This is a genomic window from Paenibacillus sp. H1-7, from assembly GCF_022354825.1.
In the GTDB taxonomy this organism is placed as follows: Bacteria; Bacillota; Bacilli; order Paenibacillales; family NBRC-103111; genus Paenibacillus_S.
On the sequence record NZ_CP031168.1, the window covers coordinates 3,303,233 to 3,330,179 of the forward strand.

Sequence of the window (26,947 nt, forward strand, 5' to 3'; positions counted from 1 at the left end):
ACCTTGGCCTTTGTAGTTAAAATTCAATGGAGAGGTGTGTTGTTAGATGGAAAAACGCAAACCGGTCACTACGTCGAAATTAAAAAAAATGAAAACGGATGGCGTTCCTATTTCGGTAATAACGGCATACGACTATCCTTCCGCTGTATTGGCTGAGGAAGCGGGCGTGGATGTCATTTTGGTCGGCGATTCATTAGGAAATGTCGTGCTTGGTTACGACTCCACCGTACCGGTAACCTTGGACGATATGGTATATCATACCCGGGCGGTCGTAAGAGGAGCCAAGTCTACTTTCGTCGTGGCGGATTTGCCGTTCATGACCTACCATGGAAGCATCGATCAAACGCTGCGCAATGCGGCTCGCCTTATGCAGGAAGGGGTAGCCCATGCGGTCAAAATGGAAGGCGGAGCGGAGATCGCCGAAGCTGTCGCAGCCTGTACGCGTGCCGGTATTCCAGTGATGGGGCATATCGGCTTGACGCCTCAATCGATTCATCAGATCGGCGGATATAAAATCCAGGGAAAAAACTCAGAGTCGGCACGCAAGCTGCTTGAGGATGCAAAAGCGTTGGAGCAGGCTGGAGCTTTTGCCGTAGTACTGGAGCTCATGACGGAGCAATTGGCCGCGCATATTTCCGAAGAGCTCTCGATCCCTACGATCGGTATCGGAGCAGGGCCGCATTGTGACGGACAAGTGCTGGTATTTCACGATGCGCTCGGCTACGCCTCCAACATTGTGCCGAAAAGGTTCGTTAAAGAATATGCTTCCATTGGAGACACGGTTCGAAAAGGCTTGATAAAGTATGTGGAGGAAGTAAAAAACCGTGAGTTTCCGGCGCCAAGCCATTCCTTCCAAATGGAAGAGGAAGTTGCGGAATTTTTATACGGAAGCAAGAAATAAATCGGGGGGGCGAAGAAACGATGCAAACGACCAAAGAAATGAAAGTGCTCCATAGCGTAAATGAAATTCGCCAAGCGGTTCGCGCGGCGAGAGCCGGGCGGCCGACCGTCAAGGTTGGCTTCGTGCCTACGATGGGCTATCTCCATAAAGGACATGCGAGCTTGCTGGAGGCAGCGCGCAAGAAGAGCGACATCGTAGTCCTGAGCATATTCGTTAATCCTCTGCAGTTCGGTCCCAATGAAGACTTCTCGCGATATCCGCGCGACGAGCAAAGAGATTTGGCTCTTGCTAAGGAAGCGGGCGTCGATTTCGTATTTCTGCCGTCGGTAGACGACATGTATCCGCGGCCGACCAAGACGATCGTATCGGTGTCGGAAGTAACCGATCGTTTGTGCGGAGCATCGCGTCCGGGGCATTTTGACGGAGTGGCTACCGTAGTTACGAAGCTGTTCAATATGGTGCAGCCCGACTTTGCGTTCTTCGGGATGAAGGACGCTCAGCAGGTCGCCGTCATTCAGCAAATGGTGGATGATCTGAACATTCCGGTCGATATCATTCCTTGTCCTACCTTAAGAGAAGAGGACGGCTTGGCGATGAGCTCGCGCAATGTGTATTTGCAGCCGGAGGAACGCAAGCAGGCACTGGTGCTGTCTTCCGCATTGAGACTCGCCGAGCGGCTCGTTAAAGAGTCTAATGGAACAATAGCGGCGGAGGAACTGCAGGCAGCCGTCAAGCAGCATATTGAGCAGTCTCCGCTTGCGCAAATCGATTACGCCGATGTTTTGACGTATCCTTCATTGGAGCCGGTAACCGATTTGAAGGCAGTGTCGAGCATCATCGTCGCGTTGGCGGTTAAGTTCGGTAAAACAAGGTTAATTGACAATACCATCATTCAGTTGTAATTTATACGAAGCCGGTTTTCTATTCAGAAAACTTCTTACAGGAGGTTCAACTCATGTTCAGAACGATGCTCAAATCCAAAATACACCGCGCGACCGTAACCGAAGCGAACCTGAACTACGTAGGCAGTATTACGATCGATGAAGATTTGCTTGATTTGATCGATATGCTTCCAAATGAAAAGGTGCAGATCGTCAATAACAATAACGGCGCCCGCTTAGAAACCTACATTATTCCCGGTCCGAGAGGATCCGGTGTCATCTGTTTGAACGGAGCAGCGGCACGCATGGTGCAGGTAGGCGATACCGTCATTATTTTATCGTACGTTATGCTGACCGATGAAGAAGCACGGAAGCATCATCCGCAAGTTGCCATTATGGGCGAAAATAATAAGGTTATCAGCGTATTGAAGGAAGAAATTCATTCCACCGTCATGTAACGAATGAAAAGCCGTGTGGGGGCGAAAAATGAGGGTATGCTCAGCTAAGGTGGGATGCCTACATGTTCAAACATTTATTTGCCTCCATGAACGAAATGCTTGATGAAGTGACTTCCCAATATGCAACGGCGACAGGCGTCAGAAAGAAGCAGCTTCAGGAGAAGCTGAAAGCATTGAAAGCGATGAGCGATACGTTTATTGAAGAATGGCTATTATTCGAAGAAAAGCTGGCCGCTTTTCACCAGCAGCATCATCCAGCCCCACTTACCAATGATTATACGGATCCCGAAATGGTCGGCAAGCGCTCCGACGCTTTTTCCAAAGGCCAAGGATATTATAAGCTCCTGATGTTTGACGAAGCGATCCGCGAGTTTTCCGAGATGGTGCATAAGCAGCCGGATTTTACATTGGCTCGGATGTACTTGGCCATGAGTTATTTGCGCAAAGGAGACATCGCGGAGAGCTACAGTCATTTTCATTTTTTATCTCAATTAACCGAGAACAACCAGATGAGAGCTATTTCGTACAACGCTATGGGCTGCATTCAAGCTCACCACAGCAACATGGACAAAGCCTTCGAGTATTTCAATCTTGCTTTCCAAACGGATCCGACGAGCGTTCAGCCGTTGATGGAAATGGGGCTCTGCGCAGAAAAAAAAGGCCAGCTTCAATTTCATCAGCAGCCGAACCGGCTCCCATAGGATGAAGTTTACTATTCCCTTTTCCCTGCAGTATTGGTATGCTAAGAAGAGAGTGGGAATGAAGGGATTGACATAAAAGGAATGAAATTCGCGGTATTGGATTTTGAAACGACCGGGAGCCAGCCTGCGGATCGCATTATACAGGTTGGCCTCGTCATCATACAAGACGATATCATCACGGACAGGTATACTTCTCTGGTAAATCCCGGGATAGGTATACCTTCTTCTATAACAACGCTAACCGGCATTGACGACGAGATGGTTCGCGAAGCTCCCGAGCTTGATGCGGTAGTAGCGGAAATGGTTCCACTTCTGCAGGATTGCGTTCTGGTCGGACACAATATCGCTTTTGATTTGAGCTTTCTGCAGAGAGCGCTTGATGAAAACGGCTATTTTCCGTTCGACGGCCGGGTGCTGGACACGATGGATACGCTGCGGGTATTGTTCCCTTTATTAACGAGCTTGCAGCTGAGCATGGTTTGTCTTGCCTTCGGGATCGAGCACGAGAGGCCTCATCAGGCGGATAGCGATGCGGAAGTAACCGCTGAAATTTGGCTGCGCTGTCTGCAGAAATTTCAAAGTCTGCCGCTATTGACCATTCAGCGCTTGTCTATCCTGTTCGATGGAGTAACGTCCGATTTCGGCTGGTTTGTTCAAGAGATGAAAACGTACAAGGAAATGTTCACCACCGTTGATACGGAGACAGGACGTTATTTCCGCCAGTTCGCAATCAATGTAGACGATTGGGGAGACGAAGAGCCGGTTAGGGAGGATGCGGACGTATCCAAGCTTCCCGATAGCTTTTCGGACTTCTATGAGCAGTTGAAGGAACAGATGAAGCAGCGGTTCGCCTCATATGAGGACCGGGAAGCTCAAGTGCGGATGCTTGAGGAAGTGGAATCGGCATTTCAGCAAGGACTACACTTGATGGTTGAAGCGGGAACCGGTACGGGTAAATCGCTGGGCTATTTGATCCCATCGTTGTATTACGGGCTGAAGCAGGATAAGAAGGTATTGGTCAGCACCCATACGATCAATCTGCAGGAGCAAATTCGCGAGCGGGATATTCCTCTGCTTCACAGCTTGTTTCCCGTAGGATTCCAGGCGTCCGTACTGAAAGGAAGAAGCCATTATTTGTGCTTGCGTAAATTCGAGCATAAATTGAATATGCAGGATTTCGAGAACGGCAAGGAAGACCGGATCACGGCCGGCCAGATGCTGGTTTGGCTGAGCGAAACGAAAAGCGGAGATGAAGAAGAGCTGCATTTTGCCGCTAACCGGGGTGCGCAGTTCTGGCATTCGGTGGCGAGCGATTCCGACTCCTGTCTGAATAGGGCTTGTCCATGGTTCAAGAAATGCTTTTACCATCGCGCCCGCCATGAGTCCAACATAGCGGACGTGGTCATTACAAACCACTCTATGTTGTTTACGGATACGAAGGCGGAGAACCGCCTGCTGCCGACTTATAAACATTTGGTCATCGATGAGGCTCATCATTTCGAAGAGGTGGCGAGCAAGCATTTAGGCATTGAGCTGTACTATGGCACCTTTATTAACACGCTATGGTGGCTTTATAAAGACGCGAGAAGCGGCCAGCTGCCTTCGTTGAAAGCGCGCCTGCAAAGAAACGAATCGGAGCGGGCCCAAGCGTGGTGCGATACGATCGATGCGGTTGCACCGAAGCTTGTTCAGGTTAAGGAGCAGTGGGATGAGCTGGCGGAAGCGTTGTATCAGCTGTTAGCTACCCGTTCGGATCCTTCGCAAACCGAAGGCGGCCAGCTAGTTTTCCGGGTCAAGAAAGACGATACGCCGGCCGTTTGGGAGAAGCTGCTTGTTCTGGAGGAGAATATTCACCTCGTAACGAATGAAGTGCTGAAGAAGCTGGACAAAATGGTCAGCGAGCTGAAAGAAGTGCAGGAAGAGCTGGATCTGCAAGGCATGGTGACCGACCTTAGCGGTACGGTGAAGGAGCTGTCGCGTCAGAGGGACAATCTTCATTTCTTCATGACCATGCCGGATGATAATTATGTGTACTGGCTCGAAGGCGGCCAATTCAATAAAGCCAAGTCGCTTCAATTGGTTTGCGTGCCTATCGACGTAAGCCCGATGCTTCAGCAGCATTTTTTCGATGTCAAGGACAGCGTGGTCATGACTTCGGCTACATTATCCGTGGGCAAATCGTTCGATTATACCTGCGAACAGCTGGGGCTCGAGAGCAAGGATGAACCCGCCAAACTGAAAACGGTTCAATTGCCGTCGCCATTCAATTACCGTCAGCAAGCGCTGGTTGTGATACCGAGAGACTTTCCGAGCATTAGAGGAAATTCCGGCGAGCAGCAATTTCTCGATCATTTGACGCAGTCGCTTGCGGAAGTGGCCTTGGAGACGAAGGGCCGGATGCTGGTGCTGTTTACTTCCAACCGGATGCTGAAGCTGGTTCATACTTCGCTGAAGGAGGTTCTAAGCCCGTTCGGCATTCAGGTGCTGGGGCAGGGGGTAGACAGCAGCAACCGCAGCAAATTGACGCGGATGTTCCAGAGCAGCCCGGCAAGCGTGCTGCTTGGCACAAGCAGCTTTTGGGAAGGGGTCGACATTCCCGGAGATGCGCTGACCTGTCTGGCTATTGTCCGGCTGCCATTTCAGCCGCCGAATCATCCTCTGGTGGAAGCCAAGACGGAGAAGTTAAAAAAGCTGAACCAAAACGCGTTTATGAAGCTGTCGGTTCCGCAAGCGGTCATTCGTTTCAAGCAAGGATTCGGAAGGCTCGTACGCACCGCAAACGATAAAGGTATCGTCATCATTTATGATACCAGGGTCATTGATACGACGTACGGGAAGTACTTTTTGTACTCGCTGCCCGGCCCCAAGATCGAGCACATGCCGACCAATCAGTTGGTTCCGAGAATTAAGCAGTGGATGGGGGAAAGCGGTACATGAAAACAATAAAAATATCAGAGGCGGTCGTTCGGCGGCTGCCCGTCTATCTTCGATTTTTGAACGAACTGAGCAAGAAAAATGTCAGCACCGTATCTTCACAGGATCTGGGTCAAAAGCTTGATTTGAATCCGGCGCAAATCCGAAAGGATTTAGCCTATTTCGGAGAGTTTGGAAAAAAAGGTATCGGCTACGACGTCGATTATTTGATAGAGAAAATACGGCAAATTCTGAAGCTGGATAAAGTCATTCCTGTTGCATTGGTCGGAGCGGGAAATCTTGGGCGCGCCTTATGCAATTACAACGCTTATTTGAAGGATAATATGAAAATTGTGGCCGTGTTTGACGCCCATGCCTCGAAAATCGGGGAGTCCATCAATAATCTTCATGTGAAGCCGATGGGCGAGCTGAAGGAAACGATCGAAGCTCTGCATGTTCGAATCGGCATTATAACCGTACCGGCGGCCGAAGCGCAGAACGTAGCCAACCAGTTTGTGGAAGCAGGCGTTGAAGCGATACTGAATTTTGCACCTATTATCATCAAGGTCCCGAACGAAATTCGTGTCCATCACGCCGATTTCACCACCGAGCTGCAAAGCTTGGCGTACTACTTGGATTAATGGAAAAATGAGAACATGAAAAAAGCCTACATTCGATGTAGGCTTTTTTGTGCGTCCTTACCTTATGCAGACAGTAGGAAGATGATTTTGTAAATGATATAGGCCAGAGCCATACTGATTGGGATCGTAATAATCCAGGTCATGACCATTTTGGTAACCGTAGCCCATTTCACATCATGGAACCTCATGACAGCACCCGTACCGATGATGGAAGAGGAGATAACATGAGTGGTGGAAAGAGGCATCCCCATGGCCGTCGATGTTTGGATAATGATGGAAGAATTTAAGTCGGAAGCAAATCCGTTGATCGGCTCGATCTTGATCAGGTTTTTACTTACCGTTTTAATAATTTTCCATCCGCCGATCGAAGTACCCAAGCCCATTGCGGTAGCAGCCGACAGCTTGACCCATAACGGAACATCCAGTGAGTCGTGATGACCTAAAGCAACCATACCGAAGACAATGATTCCCATCGCTTTCTGAGCATCGTTCCCGCCGTGGGACAAAGACAGCAGCCCTGCGGAGAAAATTTGAAAGAAACGGAACATCCGGTTCAGCTTCGATCTGGAATGATTGCCGCTCATGAAAATAATTCGGCGAATAATCCACATAACAATAATCCCCGTAGCAAATGCAACGATGGGCGATAAGATCAGAATGATGATGATTTCCTTGAAGCCGCTCCAGTTGACGGAGGCTACCCCAGCGCCAGCAATAACCGCGCCGGCCAGCGAGCCGATCAGCGTATGCGAGGAGGAGGATGGAATGCCGAAATACCATGTGACTAGATTCCATATAATAGCAGTTAGCAATGCCGCAATAACAACAAGTACGCCGTTCTCGACCGTCGCAGGGTTCGCAACCTTTCCTCCGACCGTCTTGGCCACCTCCGACGAGAAGATCGCTCCAATAAAGTTCAATATCGCTGCATAAAAGACCGCGAACTTGGGAGAGAGCGCCCGGGTTGAAATAGAAGTTGCTATAGCATTCGCCGTGTCATGAAATCCGTTAATAAAGTCAAACAGAAGCGCCAGAGCAACGATGATTATTAAAAAGGTTAGCATGTTTACCTCCTACCGATTATGAAAGACCTTACGAATATCGCAGGACGACGCTCTCCAAAATATTCGCTACGTCTTCACAGGCATCCGTAGTTTGTTCGAGTCGCTCATACAATTCCTTCAGTTTAAAATCATGATACGGATCCTTCGGATTCAAGAAAATTTCTCGAATGCCTTCGCGCATGAGACGGTCCGCCTCGTTCTCCAGGCTGTTGATCTGAACGGTGTGTTCGGTAATTTGCATATATTTCTTTTTGGACAACAATTTGAATGCGTCCAGAATGTGCTGACAGCTATCGACCAATACGGCGGAAAATTCTCTCATGTAATTATCGCTTGTGCTGATATTCAGGTAATCGAAACGTGCGATAGTCGCCTCGATACCGTCGATCACATCATCTACTTTGGAGGCCAGCTCCATAATGTCTTCCCGATCCAAAGGAGTTATGAACACTTTGTTAAGGCCTTTAAAGATTTGGTGCGTGATTTGGTCGCCTTTATTTTCCAAATCCTTCAGCTGAGGGTAAAATGCAGCCGGCGGCTGATCCCCCATAACGGCGTTGCGGAACGTTTGTGCCGCGTGCAGCGTGTTCTCCGACGCTTTGATTAACAGGAGCAAAAAGTCGGTGTCGTTCTTTTTGGCAAAAAGCATGAAACGGCCTCCTTAATAATATCTCAATATAAAAACGCTGATTAACGCAGATTATGTAGAAAAATAGCGTTAAAATTAACACAAAAATAAAAATAACACATGATACTGATGGAATGCAATCATAGTTTGTCCATTTCGGGAGATGTTCATCAATGTTCAAATTATGCTCCCCAATTGGGACTGGGCCAGCATTCCTTACTTGATTTTGACGGATTGAAGTTGTACAGTGGAGATTGATGCTATTGAACATGGGAAGGACTAGGTGATGATGAAAAAAACGATTATTACAAATGGGATTTTCATAACATGGAATCACGATAATCCGGTAGTCCACGGGTGTATGGTGATTGAAGGAAATGTAATTACATATATAGGTAAAGAAGCGCCGCTTCCTTTGGATCATTATGATGAGCAAATCAACGGGAACAACAAATTGTACATGCCCGGTCTGGTGAATACGCACTGCCATGCAGCGATGTCACTGCTTCGCGGATATGGTGACGATCTTGCCCTGCAAGTATGGCTGCAAGAGAAGATGTGGCCGATGGAAGGCAAATTCACCGCACACGATGTACAATGGGGAACCCAGCTTTCGATCCTGGAAATGATCAAAGGCGGTACTACCACGTTCGTCGATATGTACGACCATATGAATGAAGTGGCGCAAGCCGTGGAACAAAGCGGTATGCGCGCATGCCTGACACGCGGCGTAATCGGTCTATGCCCTCCGGAGGTGCAGGACGCGAAGCTGAAAGAAGCGATCCAATTCGCGAAGGATTGGCACGGAAAAGCGGGAGGTCGCATTACGACGATGATGTCGCCTCACGCTCCCTATACATGCCCTCCGGATTATATCGAACGTATTGTACAAGCAGCTCATGATCTGGATCTTCCTATTCATACGCATATGTCCGAAACGGCGAGAGAAGTACAAGATAATGTAGATTCCTATGGCGCAAGACCGGTTGCTCATTTGGAGAAGCTCGGTGTATTCGCAAGACCAACCTTAATTGCCCACGGGGTGCATTTGACGGATGAAGAAATTCAAGTATTGAAGAAATATGACGTTAGAGTCTCGCATAATCCGGGCAGCAACTTGAAGCTTGCAAGCGGAATTGCAAGAGTGCCGGAATTGCTGAACAACGGGGTGAAAGTATCCTTGGGTACGGACGGCGCGGCGAGCAACAACAACCTGGATATGTTCGAAGAAGTGCGCTTGGCTGCTCTGATTCATAAAGCCGTTACTGGAGATCCTGTGGCCGTTCCTGCCGAAGCGGCATTGCGCATGGGTACATTGGAAGGAGCCAAGTCAATCTGGCTTGATGATGTAGGAGCTCTGGAAGCGGGAATGAAGGCCGACTTCATCGCGCTCGATATAGACCAGCCGCATTTCTTCCCGAAAACGAATTTCATCTCCCACGTCGTTTATTCCGCGTCGGCGAAAGACGTTACGGATGTGTGGGTAGACGGAGCAAGAATTGTGAAAGACGGCGAATGCCTCACTTTGGATGAAGAAAAGGTGCTATTTGAAGCTCAGCGCTGCTTCGAACGGCTGACTAGCGAGTAATCGGATGATTACTCATAGGAGGTTAGTTTCAACATGAAAATCAAAATAGCGGTTGCAGCGGTCGCTGCAGCTGCTCTTCTTTTGTTTTTTGGCTTGCGCTTCATTAACGCCGTTCAGGAAGACGAATGGAAAATCCAGCGAAGCGCGGTACAGACCGCCTACGAAAAAACGATTTTGACGAAAGCGGACAAAGTAGAGCGGTTCGTAGGAGACAAAGCGTATACCGTCATCCGCGGTGAAGATAAAATTGCGCAAAAGCTGATCGTATGGGTTGGGGAAGACGAGATTTTCACTCAAATGCAAAGCGATGGAGTTACGGAAGAGCAGGTTCTCTCGGTACTCCAGACAAAGCAGCCGACGGCGGACGTACTGCGGACGATGCCCGGCGTGCTGAACGGAAATTTGGTCTGGGAGGCTTTCTACAAGCTGCCGGCCGATGAAACAGGCAGCGAGCGCTTTTATTACGATTATTATAGTTTTAAAGACGGTGCATGGTTGGACACTTATCGTCTGAGCATTCAATGAATAGCGAAGCCAATGTCGGTTCCTGAGAGTTCGCGGGTTCCGGCATAAGCTTCGTTTTTTTATTGTTCTGTTAGGGAAATGGCTTCATTGCCACACATTGCATCAGTACTTTTGATATATCATGTGATATACTCTTAATATGCTTGCGGCGATATATTAATCGATATACTAAATAGAAAGGGGGACGTCGGCTCATGAAGTTGCGTCTCTTACCTGTACTTGTAAGTGTAGTTATTTCGGCATCCGTCTTGTTTGGCGGCTGGTTTGCATATCAAAGCTATGCTATGGAGAATCCGTTGGAAAGTATCGTTGCGAAAACGCCAGGAGTGGACTTGGTCAATACGCGTATTACGAATAATGAGGCTATAGTGGAATTGAAGCTTCAACCGGGAACAAGCTTGCGCGAAACCTATGCGAAAATTCAAAATGAAAGCACTGCTTTCCTTGGTAAAAAAGAGTTGAAGCTTAAAGTCGTGAACGATACGACTCCGGAGATGGAGCAATGGTGGTCTTCGGCGTTGTTCGATGTGGCTCAGGCCATGGAAACGAGACATTACGCTCAAATCCCGACTACCCTGCAATCCCGTGTCAAGAATGCATCGGATATGAAAGTGGCGACGGAAATGGATGACAAATTCGTCTTCATTACATTGACGGACGGTGACAAAAGCAAATATGTGATGCTTCCTCGCACGCCTGAGAAAATGGGGGTGTGGCCTAATGAGTAAGATCTATAAAGAAATTGCCATCGGATTTATTCCGGTCTTAATAATATTCCTCTTTTTCATAGGAGTAAACGCCATTCCGCTGGTGTTTATGGCCATTATTTTGGGTTCGCTGTTCTATATGAATCAAATGCGCAGCGCCAGCGCCGGCTTTGGAGGCTCGGGCGGCAAGTCGAAAAGACAGCAGGCACCGTCCTATATGACGTTCGACGATATCGGCGGACAGCAACGGGCGAAGACGGAGCTGAAAGAAGCGCTCGATTTTCTTATTAAGCACGAAGAAATCCGCAAGCTGGGCATTCGTCCTTTGAAGGGCATCTTGCTTGAAGGGCCTCCGGGCACCGGGAAAACGCTGCTGGCCAAAGCTGCGGCGCATTATACGAATTCGGTATTTATCGCCGCATCCGGCAGTGAGTTTGTCGAAATGTACGTCGGTGTCGGTGCGAGCCGCATCCGCGATTTGTTCAAGGAAGCGCGCAGCCGTGCCGTGAAAGAAAATAAAGACAGCGCGATCGTCTTTATAGACGAGATCGACGTCATCGGCGGTAAGCGCGATGGCGGCCAGCACCGCGAATACGATCAGACGCTGAACCAGCTGCTGACCGAGATGGACGGCATCCACACGACGGAAAGTCCCCGCGTGCTGATTATGGCCGCGACGAACCGCAAGGAAATGCTCGACAGCGCATTGCTTCGTCCGGGACGTTTCGACCGTCATATCGAAGTGGATTTGCCTGATAAGAAAGGCAGACTGCACATCCTGAATTTGCACGGCAGAAACAAGCCTCTTGCCGAGAATGTCAATCTGGAGAGCATTGCAGAGGAAACGTTCCACTTCTCCGGCGCGCAGCTGGAGAGCGTGATGAACGAAGCGGCGATTTATGCTATGCGTGAAGATAGCGAGCTGATCGAGCAGCGTCATTTGTCCCAAGCCGTGGACAAAGTCATGATCGGCGAAAGAACGGACCGTGAATCGACGAAAGAAGAACGCGACCGCGTCGCATTGCACGAGCTGGGCCACGCGATTGCAGCTGAGGCGGTACGTCCCGGCTCCGTGTCTCAGGTTGCGCTTAGCCCGCGCGGCAAGGCGCTCGGCTATGTGCGTCATAATCCGCAGCAGGATCAGTATTTGTATACGAAAGAGCAGATCGAGGATCAAATCGTTATCGCCTTGGGCGGAGCAGTAGCCGAAGAAATGTTCTACGGCGGACGCAGCACAGGCTCCCGTAATGACTTCGAACAGTCGTTGAATATGGTGCGCACGATGATGGATTCCGGTTTGACGAATCTTGGGATCATAGATCGTCAAATGGTAACGAAGGAAGAGCTGATGAAGGAAAACGCGATGATTCTGGATCAGCTTACGGAGCGCACTCGCGAGCTGTTGGAACGTCATCGGATTGTATTTGAACAATCGCTGTATATTTTGATCAAAGAAGAAGTGCTCTCCGGGGATCAGTTCCGAGAATTGCTGGAGCAATCCCGTCTGCAAACAGCTTAATATTTCCGGTTTGCCTAGGCAAATTCGGGCAAAGCTCAAAGATGCAAGCATGGCTGCTTGTATTTTTGAGCTTTTTTGCGTTAAATAACCGTTCTGGCTCAGCAAGACGGGTTTACGGCAAGGGCAGCAGCGATTCTATGAAAAATTTATCGATTTTCGCAACTTTTTCGCTATTTTTGAGTCTAATAGATTGGTAAGTTTCGCCAAAATATCCTTTGATCCGATTTCCGATCATATCCATAAACATAATACTACATAAGCTGAGGTGTATGATGAGAGTTATTACCGCTTTAATCTCTATGCTGCTTGTCTCTCTGTTGCTATTTCCAATGATGGCGCTTGCCGCGGTTCAGCCGATTCAATTGTTCTTGAACGGAAAACAGCTGAATGCGGAAGTGCCGCCACGAATTATTAAGAACAATACGGTTGTGCCTGTACGCATTATCGCGGAATCGTTGGGATCGGAAGTGAAATGGGAGGAAAAAAGCCGCAAGGTTACGGTAGATAAATCCGGGGTCAGCATCCAGCTCTTCATTGATAAAGCGGAAGCTTTAGTGAATAACAAGAGCTTTAAGCTGGAAACCTCCCCGACCATTGTTGAAGGCAGTACGATGCTGCCTTTGCGGTTCGTAAGCGAGCAATTCGGCGTGAAGGTGACATGGGACGATTTGACGCGATCCGTGTTTATGTTCCAGAACGAGGAGGAGCAGCCTTCCGCAGGCAATGCTGAGGGAGAAGCTTCTACAGGTAAAGACAACAGTTCCGGGGACAAGCAGGCTGAGGCTGATAAGCCGTCGGACACAAAACAGCCTGAGGATTCCAAGAACGACGATAAATCGCCGGCGAAGCCAACACCGACACCGACTCCGATCCCGTCTAAACCGGAAGGAACCGGGCAGGACAAAGGCAGTACAGGTACAAACGCCAGCGAAGCGGACAAGCCTTCCGGCAAACCTGTAGACAAACCTGAGGACAAACCGGCTGGCAAGCCGGAATCCGGCTCTAAAGACGATCAGCAGACGTCTGGAGACAATGGGAAAGAAACGAAAACGACCGTCCGCTCGATTTCGCTTGAGAAGGACCAGTTCGTAATCAAGACCGGCGGAGCGGTAACCAAACCTAGCGTAAAGATAGAATCCAATCCGGATCGCATTGTCATCGATATCCCTAACGGGCAGCTGGATCCTTCGTTGAAGCTGAATGAGAAAGGCGAAGGCGATATCAAGGAGAACCACGATAGTGTCACGCAAATTCGATATTTGCTATTTTCAAAAGAATCGTCTATCGTTAGAATAATAATAGATTTGAATAAAAAAGTAGATTTCCGATCCAGTACAGCGACCGTCACATCTCAGCTGTCATGGACGCTTTCCGCAGCAAAGGACCGTTATAAGGTTGTGATCGATCCTGGGCATGGCGGCAAAGATACCGGCGCGATATCCCTTACGAAACGACGGGAGAAAGATTTCGTATTGTCTTTGGGGACCAAAGTATACAAGCTTCTGGAAAAAGAGCCGCGCATCCAGCCTTATATGACGCGCGACGACGATACATTCGTTGAATTGGACGGGCGTACCGAGTTTGCCAACGACTTAAAGGCGGATCTATTTGTTTCCGTGCATGGCAATTCGGCGGGCAAAGAATCGGTGGAAGGAATAGAAACCTATTATTATACCGAACAAAGTCTCGAATTCGCCAAGCTGATGCACGAGAAGCTGTTGAAGGCTACGCAATTCAATGACCGCAAGGTAAAGCAGAACAATTTCTATGTCATTAAGAATACCGCGATGCCTTCCTTACTGCTGGAGCTCGGCTTTTTAACGAACAAATCCGATGAAGCAGCCATGTATTCGGAAGAATTCCAGGATCGAGTTGCCGCGTCCATCGTTGCTGCTATCAAACAGCAGTTGAATATCGACTAAGGAGAGGGTAGCGATGCAAAGACGGATACGTAACAGCGCCATAATCGGTTTGACGTTGATCGTGCTGTTGTCCGGTTGCGGGCAGGCCAAAACTCCTGCGCAAGGTTCGGGGAGCCAGACACAGACCCCCATAACCCAACCGACGCCTACGCCGGCGCCGACACCGGCCGTACCGGAAAGCAAGCAATTGAAGATCAAGGTATATTATGGGGATGAAAATGCAGAGAAGCTTGTCGAGCAGGAAGCATCTATCACTTACAAAGAAGACAGCGACAAATATGCGGCAGCCTTGAAAGCTTTGACAGCCAGCCCGGACAGCAAGAATCTGGCGCTGCTAAAAGGGTTTACTTTCAATTCCGTTGCATTAAAGAATGGAACTTTAACGGTTGACGTATCGATGGCTCCCGAGTCGAGATTAGGCTCCGGCGGAGAAGCGATGCTGTTGGAAGCTATGAAAAAAACGGTTTTCCAGTTTTCAGAGATTCAGAGTCTGGATATTTTACTAGACGGAAAAGCCGTAGACAGTTTAATGGGACATATGGACCTGCCTCATCCGATGAAGCGCGGATAACCGCGCTTTTTTGAGGCTCTCTTTACCAAAGTATACCGGAAGGGGCAATAACATGAACAACAAGCATACACACACCAAGAAAATGGCCGCGGCGATCATTGCGGCATCCATGCTGGTAAGCAGTCCCGCGTTCGCTGCAGAAACGGTTAAGAATAGTTCAACAACTGCGGTGAATACAAGCTCTGCATTTACCGACGTCGCTAGCGACCATTGGGCGATCAAGCATGTTACCAAATTGGCCGCATTGGGTATTATTCAGGGCGTAGACAAAGGCAAGTTCAGCCCGGATACCCAAGTATCCCAGCAGGATGTCGTCATTATGGCCGTGCGGATGATGGGGCTGGAAAGCGAAGCCTTGAAGAACAAGACGGAAACGAATCTGCCGGTTACGGTGGACAGTTATGCCAAACCATACATAGCATTGGCGTTTGAAAAAGGCTTATTGAGCGTCAAGGAAGAATCCGACGGAACTGCGGCAAACTCCAAGACCGCTTGGGGATCCAAGTCTGCAACAAGAGAATGGGTCGCAAAGCTCGTTATTCGTTCCATCGATAAAGAAAACTTGGCCGATCAAAAAAATGCCGATCCGTCGACGTTTGCCGATTCCAAGGACATCTCCTCCTGGGCGGTAGGCTATATCAATGCTGCCGTTAGTTTGAACATCGTCAACGGGATGGACGACAATATGTTCCAGCCGAAGGGAAATGTCACCCGTGCGCAAATGGCGACGTTCCTGAGCAGAGCGGACAAGGAATTGACGACCCGTTCGGATCGCGTATTCATCGGTTATATGATGGAAATGAAGGACCGTAAAATTTCGGTTCTGGATAAAAAAGGAAATACCAAGGAGTTTACCGTTTCAACGGATACCGTATTTTATAATGCCAAGGATGACAGCAGAATTCCTTCGACTCAGTTGAAGGAAACCAATGAAATCTATGTCATTCAATCGAATGGAACGGCCTCATACATCGAATTGACCAATGACGAAGAGCAAATGGAAACGTTCGAAGGAACGCTGGATCAAATTTATGTGCCTAAGATGATGGTATCCGTAACTCAAGGCGGTACGGAGGATCTGAAGGAGTTGGCTCCTAACGTAACGGTGACGGATAAAGACGGCCGCGGCTTGAGTCTGGGCTCCATTCCGCTCGGAAGCATTGTTGAGCTGAAACGCAACCTGCTTATTCCGAATTCCAAATATTCAAAAATCATTGTGAAGCAAGTTCCGGTTACCAAGACGGCCGAAGGCAGCGTTGTAAACGTTGATCGCGACGCGAATACGATTACGTTCATGGAGAAGGCGTCCGGACAGAACGAGACATTCCCGATCAGCATCAAGCTGTCGGTAACTTTGCCAGGCGGTGCGGCAGGCGATTTGTCGAAGGTTCGTTCGGGAGATATCGTTTCCTATGATATTAAAGGCAACCAGGTTACAGGTATCAAGGTATCCAAGCAGGCCGACATCGGAGCGAGTATCGAAGGAACGTTACAAAGCGTCAGCGAAGATAAGAAAATATTGACGATTAACAAGGCCGACAACACATTGGGTGCTTATTATATTGCGGAAAATGCCGTAGTTTCCATCGAGGGCTTGGGCAATGCCGGATTATTCGATCTGGAAGCCGGAGACCAATTGAAGCTGGATCTGGTGAACGACAAGGTTGTTAAGGTTGGCGTAACGAGCCGATCGGTCAAACAAATGTCGTTTGCCAAAATCGTCACTTACGAGCCTGAATCGAAATTGCTTACGGTTACCGACGAGAACGGAAATCCGTTTGCTTATCGGATGACAGATACTACAGGAATCAGCTATTGGGATGCTCCGATGAATCTGGACGATTTTACGGATAAATTTACCAAGACCAAGGGCACGAAGGTGGATTTGAAGGTTTCCAAAGATAAGGTCATCAGCATTAAATATGCGATGAATGCGGAAGGAACCGTAACGCAAATCAACTCGAGCACGAATCAAATTACCATCCGTGCGTCCGGCGGACAAAACGTAACATTCAGTATGATGGCTAACATCGGAGTGGAAACCTTGGCGAAGGCCGGCGCTACTTTGAGCGACCTTAAGATCGGCGATACCGTAGTCGGCAACTTGAATAAAGATCAGGATCTCATTACGCAAATTGCCGTGAAGAGAACCGACGTATACAAAACGCTCATATCCAACTCCACCGAAAGACAGCTAAGCGTAAAAGACGAGAGCGGCGGCATGCTTGTATTCACGATCGACAGCAATGATAAGATTGTGAATCCGGGTAAAGCGACGCACAGCTTCGGTGATATTTTGGTGGATGAGTATATCAAGGTTTCTTACACCGGCAAAAAGCTGGAGAACGTGGAAATTTTGAATACTACTCGCGGTAAAGTGACAGGCGTGGATTCCAATGCCGGCACGATTACGGTTTCGGATTACGCCAAAGGAGTACAAATATTAACGGTAGGCAGCAAGTTCGTAATCAAGGAGTTTGGCACCACTTCGGCGGATTTGAACAGCATTAAAGCTAATGATCGTGTCGAAATCATCAAAGACGCCAAGGACCAATTGATCATTACGAAAGCCGCAGCCTCCAAACGGACGGTCAGCTCCTATGATCCGGTTCTGAACCTGCTCCAGCTGAAGCCGGGCGGCTCCGGCGATAAAACGACGTACAACTTCTACGCAAGAGCCTATCTGCACCAAGGCGCTACGACCGTTGCACCGTCGAGCTTCGTAGAAAACGATGAAGTAACCATTTACGTGTTGGATGATAAAATTTACGAAGTAGAAAAATAATCGGATTTTTCCTTATTTTTCTGCACAAAGGCAGTAACTTTTACTTTCATGAAACCGTCTATAGGAGAGAAGCATCAATATCTGTCCTGTAGGCGGTATTTCTTTCTTAGGGCTTGTCGAAAAATTTATTAAGAATTTTCGTGAAAAGTTCGTATTTTGTCGTATGAAGTCATTGATTCCTATGCCGCGATTCGTTAAACTGAAGTTTATACTACGAGAAAGAGGTAGCTTGTGCCAATGAACAAGAAGCAGGTTCGCAGCATTCTCGATACGATAGCCGGCATGTTTCCCGATGCCCATTGCGAGCTGAATCATTCCAATTCCTTCGAATTGACGATCGCCGTATTATTGTCCGCCCAGTGTACGGATGAGACGGTCAACAAGGTGACGGCTTCTTTGTTTCAAAAGTATAAGCGGCCTGAAGACTATCTAGCCGTTCCACTGGAAGAACTGGAGCAGGATATTCGGCGTATCGGGTTGTTCCGGAATAAAGCCAAGAACATTCAGGCGTTGTGCGCTATGTTGTTGGACAAGTATGGCGGTGAAGTACCAAAGCTTCACGAGCAGCTGGTAGAGCTGCCGGGCGTGGGCCGGAAAACGGCTAACGTGGTAGTATCGAACGCATTCGGCGTTCCTGCTATTGCAGTGGATACCCATGTGGAACGTGTTTCGAAGCGATTGGGAATGGCGAACCTGAAGGATTCCGTCCTCGAGGTGGAAAAAAAGCTGATGAAGCTCGTTCCGCGTGAGGAATGGACGGAGACGCATCACAGGCTGATCTTTTTCGGGCGCTATCATTGTAAGGCGCAAAACCCGCAATGCGAGAGCTGTCCGCTGACGGAATCGTGTCGTGAAGGAAAAAAACGTATGAAATCCGGTAGTCGTAGGAAACCTATACAGTAGCAAACTTTACCACAGCAAAAAATAAGGATGGGATTAACAATGAAATGTATCGCAGTATACACCAACGATTTCGAAGTGTTCTCGGATATTTACGAAAAGGTGCTCAGCACACCGTTAGCAGAGAATGAAGAGAAGCAAGTGGAAGGCGTAACCGTTATGGAATCGGGAAGCGTTCCGGACAACTATTTGGACCGCATGAGAACGAAGCCGGAAGTTGTCGTTATGAAAGTTCGCGATAAAGACATCACCATTTTGCAGCACCGCAACTTGTTTGAAATCTTTATCCCCGAGAAGGAAAGTGTGGTACACTAAAAGCCGAAGCAATTCGGTTTTTTTTGTTGTATGCACAAAGCTGCAATAATTATGGGGGATTAGAAATTAGTTACGGGGAGATTGGGATGAGCAACTTGACAGTTATCGGGGAAACCATGGAAAGCGCGATTCGGACGCTTCTTAAACAGGTAGAGGAAGCTAAGGATGCGGAAAATAAGAAGAAAATTACGCAGCTGCTGCAGAAAGCGGAAACCGGCAGCTTTTATATCGCCTTTTGCGGACACTTCTCCGCCGGGAAGTCGAGCCTGATCAATAAATTGTGCGGGCATATGCTGTTGCCCTCGAGTCCGATTCCTACAAGCGCGAATATCGTCAGCATCAGCAACGGTGAAGCGGGAGCAAGAGTGACCCACCGGGTAGAAGGAGACGTGGAGCAAGCGCGTGTACAGACCGTACCGCTGGAGGAGCTGGCGGCTTATTGCCGAGATGGAGAAGCCATTGAAACGGTCAATCTGCGGTATCCGATTCCGTTCCTTGGCGAGCACACCTCGCTATTGGATACACCGGGGATCGACTCCACGGACGATGCCCACCATCTTGCGACAGAATCTGCGCTTCATCTGGCTGATGTCGTGTTCTATGTAATGGACTACAACCATGTCCAGTCGGAAATCAATTTTGCCTTCACGAAAAAAATGCAGGAGTGGGGCAAGCCGCTGTATTTGCTGATCAACCAGGTGGACAAACACCGGGATCAGGAGCTGTCCTTCGAAACGTATCGCGAAGGAGTCAAGGAAGCGTTCGGCAATTGGCACATTAAGCCCGACGGGATTATTTATACGTCCGTTAAGGTCCCGGCTTATCCCCACAGCGAGTGGGGCAAGCTGGATTGGCTGCTGCGCAGGCTGATCGAGGAACGCGGGCAGCTGACGTCGCTGAGCCTGGAAAAGTCGGCGAAGCATCTGGCTGCGGCGCATGCCGGAAAAATGGCCGAGCGCAACGAGCCGGCCAAAGAGGAGCTGCGCGCCCGCTTAGCCGCCGACGAGGGTGCCGAGTCGGCACAGCAGCAGTGGGCGGAGCTTGGCAAGGCGGCAGCCGAGACGGCAGCGTTGCCGGAGACGCTGCGTGCGGCGCTGCGCAAGGAAGTGGGAGCGATATTGGACAATGCCAATATCACACCCGCGGTGACGCGCGATCTGGCGCACGAGTATTTGCAAAGCCGGAAGCCCGGCTTCAAGGTAGGCTTCTTCGCAGGCGCAGCCAAGACGGCGAAGGAAGTGGAGCGACGGCTTACTGCGTTCCACGGCGATTTCGCTGGACAGGTCGCGACGCAGGTGGAACGGCATTTGCAGCAGGCGCTGAGCAAAGGAATGGATGATTCGCCGCAGGTTGATCCGGACCGCGTCAGAGCCGCTGTTGAGCGTTTGCATGTTGACGTGAGGCCGGAATGGCTCGCCGATCAAGTCAATGAAGCAGCCGGCTTCGGCGGCGATTATACGCTCAATTATACGAAGCAGGTGGCGAGCGACCTGAAGATGCAGTACCGCAAGCTCGCGCATGATCTGATCGACGAGCTTGCGGCCGCCCTTAAGGCTGCGACGGAGCCGCAGCTGAAGAGCCTGCGCGAGCAGCTCGGCGCGCTTGAGAGCCGCCTCGGCAGCCTGCGGGAGCTCGAGCGCCTCGCCGCCGCAGAGGCGGCCTACGCCGCGCAGCTGCAGGCGCCGCTTGCCGCGCTGCACGTGGCTGCGCCGGCGCTGCCGGACCCGGCCGCGGCCAACGTGGCGGCCGCTTCCGGCGCCGCAGCGCCGCAGACTGCCGCCGACGACGCCGCGCGCGATGCCCTAGCGGCGGTAGCCGCCGCAGCGGGCCGCGCGGCGCGCACAGGCGCTGCGCCGCTGGCGAAGGGCGGCCACCGCGCCCGCCTGCGCGAAGCGGCGGCGCGGCTCGCCCAGGGCGCGCAGGAGCTTGCGGGGCTCGCTCCGCTGGCGAGCATCTGCCGCTCCTTGCAGGAGAAGGCGGAGCGGCTGGAGCATAACCGCTTCACCATCGCCTTGTTCGGCGCGTTCAGCGCAGGCAAATCCTCGTTCGCCAACGCTTTGATCGGCGAACGGGTGCTTCCGGTATCGCCGAATCCTACGACCGCGGCGATCAACAAGATCATGCCGCCGGAGCCGGAGAACGGATGGCCTCACGGCACGGCGAAAGTACGGATGAAGACGATGGACCGTCTTACCGACGATATCCGCTATTCCCTCGAGGTGCTCGGAATCGAAGTGTCTACGCTCCAGGAGGGCTTGAGCGCGATCCGCCGCTTGTCGGCCGAGCAAGTATCGGCTAAGGGCAAGCCTCATTACACCTTCCTCAAAGCGGTGGAGCGGGGCTGGAGCGACGTTGAAGACCATATCGGCAGCGAGCTGAAAGTCGATAAGGAGCAGTTCGGCGCGTATGCGGCCGACGAAGCCAAATCGTGCTTCGTCGATCTGATCGAGCTGTATTATTCCAATCCGTTAACCGATCAAGGGATCGTCCTGGTTGATACGCCGGGGGCGGATTCCATTAACGCGCGCCATACGGGCGTTGCCTTCAACTATATAAAAAATGCGGACGCCATTTTGTTCGTTACCTATTATAACCATGCCTTCTCGCACGCCGACCGGGAGTTTCTGCTTCAGCTTGGCCGCGTGAAGGACAGCTTCGAGCTGGATAAAATGTTTTTCATCGTTAATGCGGCGGATCTTGCATCCACTGCGGAAGAGCTTGAAGGCGTTGTGGGGCATGTCGTGACCAACCTGCAGCAGCACGGAATCCGCCAACCGCGGATTTACCCGTTATCGAGCTATTACGCGCTGGAAGGGAAGCTGGCCGGCAGCGAAGAAACGATACAAAACTCCGGTATCGCACAATTCGAATCGGATTTCGTCCGGTTCTCTCTGGAGGAGCTTACCGAAATTGCCGTTCGGTCCGGCATCACCGATTTGGCTCGTGCATCCGACGTGCTGAAGCAGTGGATCGGGAGCGCACAGTCGGATGCCACCGAGCGCAGCAACAAAGCGGCAGCCGTTCGGAAGGCGCTGCAAGAGGCGGTCGGGATGCTGCAAGGCATCTCGACCGAGCCGGAAGAGCGGGAGCTCCGTAAAGAAATCGAGGAGCTGCTCTATTATGTGAAGCAGCGCGTCGGTTTCCGTTTCGGCGAGCTGTTCAATCTGGCTTTCAACCCGGCGGTATTCCGCGAGGAAGGCAAAGATACAAAGTCCATCATACAGTCCGCTTGGGACGATCTGCGCCGGATGATTGCCTTCGACTTGTCGCAAGAAATTCTCGCGACCACGCTGAGAGTGGAGAATGCCATTCATAAGACGGCCAAGAAACGAAGAGAGCAATGGCTTCTGGCGCTGGGCGCCGATCTCTCCGCGTTCCAGCCTTCGGCCTATGAACCGCGGGAGCTTCAGACGCCGCAGCTGTCGGACGCTTTTCATGCCGGTGACAGCGTAACGTTGAAGTGGCTTGCCGGATTTTATAAGAACGCGAAGCATTTCTTCGAAGGAGACGGCAAGCAGACGATGCGAACCGAGCTGGAGGCGCGGCTGAACGAGCCGCTGGCCGCTTTCGTGCAGCAGCAGACGGATCGGCTGGAGGCGGAATACCGCGAGCAGCTCCAGGCATGGTACCGCGATTTGGCGGAACAGATGCAGCGGGAGCTTGGAGAATATGCGGAGGGCCAATTGGCCGCCTTGGAGATGTCGATCGATATCGGCGAGCTTCAGGCGAAGCAGAGCAAGCTGCAGTCGTTTCTCTAGGTCTTCCGAGGCTCTGTAAGTCTTGTCCCACCCTCGAATTTCTTGGTTGAAAAAACGGTTTATACCGAAAGTTTCACTGGCTTCAAACCGCAATTTCATGTCGGCTGTCCTGTCGGGGACAGCCGATTTCATTAGTTTTATTGAAAGGGTTTTCATTGGCGGGAATTGGCATTATTCACGTGATATAGGTGGATTGTGCTGCCATTTTGTGAAGAAATGCGCTTATTTCTCCCGTAAAGGGGAATTATGACAGGACGGTTTGTTGCCGCTCCCGGGGGATGATGTTAAGATTCAAAAAAAGCGAACGCTTTCGAATGCAGTCCACGCTGCTTCGGAAGCAATTTTTGCTTAAGCGGCCTTTTTAGGCTGCAAGTCACTGGAGGGGGTCACCATGGAAGTCTTTAGGCAACTTAAGGAATTTTACTGGTCGGAGAAAAAGTATTTGTTCGCATCGATTTTCTCGCTGATGACCGCAACGGCGTTAGGTTTGGTTTACCCGAACCTGCTGCGCTACCTGATTGACGATGTGATTTCGAAGAACAATTTTTCCGTGGTGCCTTATCTGTCATTACTTGTCGTAGGGGTGGTAAGCTGTAAAGCCTTTTTCCAGTTTCTTCACGGGACTATGAGCGGAAGGCTCGGCAACAATGTAGCGTATAATTTGAGAAATGCATGTTACAAAAAATTGCAGTATTTGTCGTTTCAGTACTACGATAAAGCTCGCACAGGGGATTTGATGTCCCGTCTCACAGCGGACTTGCAGGCCGTTCGAGATTTCATAGGGTTCGGCTTCGTACAAATATTAAACGTTTTCATGATGTTCACCTTCGGGACGATCATGATGGTAAGCATCAACTGGCAGCTGACCTTGATCACGATGATTTTTATGCCGTTTCTTGTATTTACGGCGATCCGTTTCGAGGGGAAAATACATCCTGCCTTTCGGTCGATCCGCAAATCGATGAGCACGATGACGACATCGGTTCAAGAGAACATTACCGGTGTCCGCACCGTGAAATCGTTTGCCCGGGAGCCTCATGAAATTATTAAGTTCTCGGAGCGCAACGAAGAGTACAAGGTCAATAACGTGTTGACATCCGGAATTTGGGCGCGCTATTTTCCTTTGATGGAGCTGTTCGCGAACCTGAGCGTCGTGATTTTGCTCGGGATCGGCGGCTATATGGTCATAAATCAATCGATATCCCTCGGAGAATTGGTTGCCTGTTTCAGCTTGATCTGGTACATCATCGGGCCAATGTGGGGTATCGGGTTTCATATCAATAACTTTACCCAGTCCAAGGCGGCAGGTGAACGGGTTCTTGAAGTCCTGCATCAATATGTCCACGTCAAGGATAAAGAGAACGCGATTCAGCTGTCCTCCGATCAGGTTCAAGGACATGTTCGCTTCGATGACGTAACGTTTGCTTATACCGATAAACAGCCTGCTCTGCACCATTTTAACCTGGACGCGCCGGCGGGTTCGGTCATCGGGCTGCTCGGCGGAACGGGATCGGGCAAATCCACGGTCATTCAGCTGCTGCTGAGAGCCTATAACGTCAAGGACGGCAGCATTTCATTAGATGGAAGGGACGTCCGCGACATCGAGCTCGAAAGCTTGCGCAATCAAATGGCCATCGTATTCCAAGAAACGTTCCTGTTCTCATCCACCATCCGCAACAACATAGCTTACGGCGTACGGGATGTGTCTATGGATCAAATAATTCATGCCGCCAAGCTGGCCAAAGCGCATGACTTCATCATGGAGCTGCCGTTAGGCTACGACACGATTGTCGGCGAGAGAGGCATGGGACTGTCCGGAGGCCAAAAGCAGCGTATCGCCATTGCGCGCGCTTTGTTGAAAAATCCGAAAATTTTGATCCTCGACGACGCAACCAGCGCAGTCGACATGGAGACGGAGCACGAAATTCAGCAAGGGTTCCAGGAAGTGATGAAAGGGCGGACCACCTTTATTATCGCTCATCGGATCTCTTCTCTCCGGCATGCGGATGAAATCATTGTACTCGATGAAGGACACATTGTTCAAAGAGGTACCCATGAGCAGCTAATGGAGCAAGAAGGGCCGTACCTTGAAACCTATAAAATCCAATTTGCCGACAACCCGGACCTCATTCAGTCATCGGCGGACGTTCATTCCGTCGTTCCGGAGGAAAGCCATCAGGCGGCGAATCAGGTTGCAGCAGCGGTTCATGCCAAAACAGGGGGGTACGCACAGTGAGCAAGTCAGCGTCAGCGAAAGCGGCGTCCGGACTGAAGGCTGATAACAGCCAGGCCGGTCAACGGTTTGTATATCAGGACGATGAAGTACTCGATAAAGAGTTCGACTGGGGCCAGGTAAAGCGGCTCAGTCATTACTTGAAGCCTTATTCTAAGCAAATTTTGCCCGTTATTATTACCATGATGATCGTTGGAGCTTTAACGAAGCTGCTGAATCCGCTGCTTATCGCCTATGCCATCGACAATGCATTGAAACAGGGCAACACGCAATTATTGATGCTATGTGTTAGCGGGATGCTCGGATTGTACGTCATTCAGTGGGCGGCGAACAATTACCGAATCCGCTACACGAATATGATTGGCCAGAAGGTCATTTACGATCTCAGGCACGATTTGTTCAGTCACATTCAGACGCTGTCGTTCAAATTTTTCGACAAGCGGCCTGCAGGATCGATTCTGGTCCGGATTACGAACTACGTCAACTCCTTGCAGGATCTGTTTACCAACGGGGTCGTGAACCTGCTGATCGACTGCGTACAGCTGATCGGTATTATATTCATCCTGTTATTCTATAATTTCAAGCTGGGAACGGCTATTATCGTTACCGTACCGATTATGTTCGTCATCTCTACCAAGCTGCGTTTACATATTCGACGTGCATGGCAGGTTGTGCAGACGAAGCAGTCGCGAATCAATGCCCACTTGAACGAATGTATTCAAGGGATCAAGGTAACACAGGCGTTTACGCAGGAAAAAGAAAACATCGCTTTCTTCGACCACATGAATCTTGATAACCATAAGTCGTGGAACCGGGCGACGACGCTGAACCAATCGTTCAACCCGATTATTGAGGTTACCGGAGCTATCGGCTACTGTATCTTATTCTGGTTCGGTGCATATTTGATACAACAAGAAGAAATTACGATAGGTATATTGGTTGCCTTCGCTACGTATATCGGACATTTCTGGGAGCCGATCAACCGTCTCGGTCAGATGTACTCGCAAATGCTGATTGCTATGGCTTCATCGGAACGGATTTTCGAGTTCATCGACGAGAAGCCGAACGTGGATGAAGCTGCCGATGCAGTCGTACTGCCGCGGGTGAAAGGCGATATTGAATTGAAGAAAGTGGAATTCGAATACGAACCGGGCCGTTTGGCGCTAAAAGGCATCGATCTCAGCGTAAAAGCGGGCGAATCCATTGCCCTCGTCGGCCATACGGGATCGGGCAAGAGCACGATTATCAACCTGCTCTGCCGCTTTTACGACATTACGAGCGGTTCGATCACTATCGACGGTCACGATATCCGCAATGTCTCCGTTCCGAGCTTGCGTTCGCAGGTCGGTATCGTACTGCAGGATACATTCATCTTCTCGGGGACGATTCGGGATAACATCCGGTTTGGGCGTCTCGATGCAACGGACGAAGAGATTGAATTTGCGGCTAAAGCGGTACGCGCTCACGATTTCATCGTAAACCTGCCCCAAGGCTACGATACCGAGGTGCAGGAGCGGGGGAACGTTCTCTCGATGGGCCAAAGGCAGCTGATCTCCTTCGCCCGCGCGCTTCTCGCCGATCCTCGCGTCTTGATTCTCGACGAAGCGACGGCAAGTATCGATACGGAAACCGAGCTCAAAATCCAGGAAGCGCTCAAGACGCTTCTGGCAGGCAGAACCTCCTTCATTATCGCTCACCGGTTGTCAACCATCCGCAATGCGGATAAGATTGTCGTACTGGATCACGGAAACATTATGGAGCAAGGAAATCATGAAGAGCTTATGCGACATAAGGGAATTTACTACGGATTAATTGAAGCGCAATACCGCTTTTTACGAGAAGTAGGCTAACAAGGAGACACCCGCAAGGGTGTCTCAGTCTGTCGAGAAACCCGTTTTTACCCGAAAATAGTAGCTGGGGGTAGGTGGGGTATCTCC

20 protein-coding genes are annotated in these 26,947 nt (G+C 50.2%); 18 read left to right on the top strand and 2 right to left on the bottom strand.

Annotated elements, in window-relative coordinates; all coding sequences use genetic code 11:
• Positions 1-46: 46 nt before the first annotated feature.
• The 6 genes from panB to DVH26_RS14760 all read left to right on the top strand — a co-directional run bounded on the left by panB (position 47) and on the right by DVH26_RS14760 (position 6,495).
• The gene (panB, locus tag DVH26_RS14735) at positions 47-901 is read left to right on the top strand and encodes a 3-methyl-2-oxobutanoate hydroxymethyltransferase (RefSeq protein ID WP_239634428.1); all 855 of its coding nucleotides are present in this window, start codon (positions 47-49) and stop codon (positions 899-901) included.
• 38 nt (positions 902-939) lie between these two features.
• The gene (gene panC, locus DVH26_RS14740; RefSeq protein ID WP_239635376.1) at positions 940-1,803 is read left to right on the top strand and encodes a pantoate--beta-alanine ligase; all 864 of its coding nucleotides are present in this window, start codon (positions 940-942) and stop codon (positions 1,801-1,803) included.
• Positions 1,804-1,856: 53 nt separating this feature from the next.
• Positions 1,857-2,240 carry an aspartate 1-decarboxylase gene (gene panD / locus DVH26_RS14745; RefSeq protein WP_239634429.1) on the top strand — a complete coding sequence of 128 codons (384 nt, stop codon included), beginning with the start codon at positions 1,857-1,859 and terminating at the stop codon, positions 2,238-2,240.
• A gap of 62 nt (positions 2,241-2,302) precedes the next feature.
• The gene (locus DVH26_RS14750) at positions 2,303-2,941 is read left to right on the top strand and encodes a tetratricopeptide repeat protein (protein WP_239634430.1); all 639 of its coding nucleotides are present in this window, start codon (positions 2,303-2,305) and stop codon (positions 2,939-2,941) included.
• 81 nt (positions 2,942-3,022) lie between these two features.
• Positions 3,023-5,878, top strand: coding sequence for an ATP-dependent DNA helicase DinG (gene dinG / locus DVH26_RS14755; RefSeq protein WP_239634431.1), 2,856 nt, complete (start codon positions 3,023-3,025; stop codon positions 5,876-5,878).
• On the top strand, positions 5,875-6,495 hold the full coding sequence (locus DVH26_RS14760; protein ID WP_239634432.1) for a redox-sensing transcriptional repressor Rex: 621 nt from the start codon (positions 5,875-5,877) through the stop codon (positions 6,493-6,495). Before dinG ends, DVH26_RS14760 begins: the two co-directional genes overlap by 4 nt.
• Positions 6,496-6,557: 62 nt before the next feature.
• On the opposite strand, the gene DVH26_RS14765 is transcribed toward DVH26_RS14760, so the two are convergent.
• Entirely contained in the window at positions 6,558-7,559 is a 1,002-nt protein-coding gene (locus tag DVH26_RS14765; protein ID WP_239634433.1) for an inorganic phosphate transporter, read from the bottom strand.
• 28 nt (positions 7,560-7,587) lie between these two features.
• Positions 7,588-8,208: a DUF47 domain-containing protein gene (locus DVH26_RS14770; RefSeq protein WP_239634434.1), complete on the bottom strand. Its 621-nt coding sequence runs from the start codon at positions 8,206-8,208 to the stop codon at positions 7,588-7,590.
• Positions 8,209-8,476: 268 nt separating this feature from the next.
• Here DVH26_RS14770 and DVH26_RS14775 point away from each other — a divergent pair, with 268 nt between their 5' ends.
• The 12 genes from DVH26_RS14775 to DVH26_RS14830 all read left to right on the top strand — a co-directional run bounded on the left by DVH26_RS14775 (position 8,477) and on the right by DVH26_RS14830 (position 26,860).
• Positions 8,477-9,775 (top strand): amidohydrolase, encoded by a 1,299-nt coding sequence (locus DVH26_RS14775; protein ID WP_239635377.1) that lies wholly within the window; start codon positions 8,477-8,479, stop codon positions 9,773-9,775.
• 33 nt (positions 9,776-9,808) lie between these two features.
• The gene (locus DVH26_RS14780; RefSeq protein ID WP_239634435.1) at positions 9,809-10,300 is read left to right on the top strand and encodes a cell wall elongation regulator TseB-like domain-containing protein; all 492 of its coding nucleotides are present in this window, start codon (positions 9,809-9,811) and stop codon (positions 10,298-10,300) included.
• Between the two features lie 194 nt (positions 10,301-10,494).
• On the top strand, positions 10,495-11,028 hold the full coding sequence (locus DVH26_RS14785; protein ID WP_239634436.1) for a hypothetical protein: 534 nt from the start codon (positions 10,495-10,497) through the stop codon (positions 11,026-11,028).
• On the top strand, positions 11,021-12,526 hold the full coding sequence (locus DVH26_RS14790) for an AAA family ATPase (protein WP_239634437.1): 1,506 nt from the start codon (positions 11,021-11,023) through the stop codon (positions 12,524-12,526). The genes DVH26_RS14785 and DVH26_RS14790 overlap by 8 nt, the downstream gene beginning before the upstream one ends.
• Before the next feature lie 269 nt (positions 12,527-12,795).
• Positions 12,796-14,448 (top strand): N-acetylmuramoyl-L-alanine amidase family protein, encoded by a 1,653-nt coding sequence (locus tag DVH26_RS14795; RefSeq protein WP_239634438.1) that lies wholly within the window; start codon positions 12,796-12,798, stop codon positions 14,446-14,448.
• Between the two features lie 13 nt (positions 14,449-14,461).
• Positions 14,462-15,019 (top strand): GerMN domain-containing protein, encoded by a 558-nt coding sequence (locus tag DVH26_RS14800; RefSeq protein WP_239634439.1) that lies wholly within the window; start codon positions 14,462-14,464, stop codon positions 15,017-15,019.
• Positions 15,020-15,071: 52 nt separating this feature from the next.
• The gene (locus DVH26_RS14805; protein ID WP_239634440.1) at positions 15,072-17,804 is read left to right on the top strand and encodes an S-layer homology domain-containing protein; all 2,733 of its coding nucleotides are present in this window, start codon (positions 15,072-15,074) and stop codon (positions 17,802-17,804) included.
• A 237-nt stretch (positions 17,805-18,041) separates the two neighbouring features.
• Positions 18,042-18,707 (top strand): endonuclease III, encoded by a 666-nt coding sequence (gene nth, locus DVH26_RS14810; RefSeq protein ID WP_239634441.1) that lies wholly within the window; start codon positions 18,042-18,044, stop codon positions 18,705-18,707.
• A 39-nt stretch (positions 18,708-18,746) separates the two neighbouring features.
• On the top strand, positions 18,747-19,019 hold the full coding sequence (locus DVH26_RS14815) for an NAD/NADP transhydrogenase alpha subunit (RefSeq protein WP_239634442.1): 273 nt from the start codon (positions 18,747-18,749) through the stop codon (positions 19,017-19,019).
• A gap of 86 nt (positions 19,020-19,105) precedes the next feature.
• Positions 19,106-22,777: a dynamin family protein gene (locus DVH26_RS14820; RefSeq protein ID WP_239634443.1), complete on the top strand. Its 3,672-nt coding sequence runs from the start codon at positions 19,106-19,108 to the stop codon at positions 22,775-22,777.
• Between the two features lie 391 nt (positions 22,778-23,168).
• Positions 23,169-25,013, top strand: coding sequence for an ABC transporter ATP-binding protein (locus DVH26_RS14825; RefSeq protein WP_239634444.1), 1,845 nt, complete (start codon positions 23,169-23,171; stop codon positions 25,011-25,013).
• A gap of 32 nt (positions 25,014-25,045) precedes the next feature.
• Positions 25,046-26,860 (top strand): ABC transporter ATP-binding protein, encoded by a 1,815-nt coding sequence (locus tag DVH26_RS14830; protein WP_239635378.1) that lies wholly within the window; start codon positions 25,046-25,048, stop codon positions 26,858-26,860.
• Positions 26,861-26,947 lie beyond the last annotated feature (87 nt).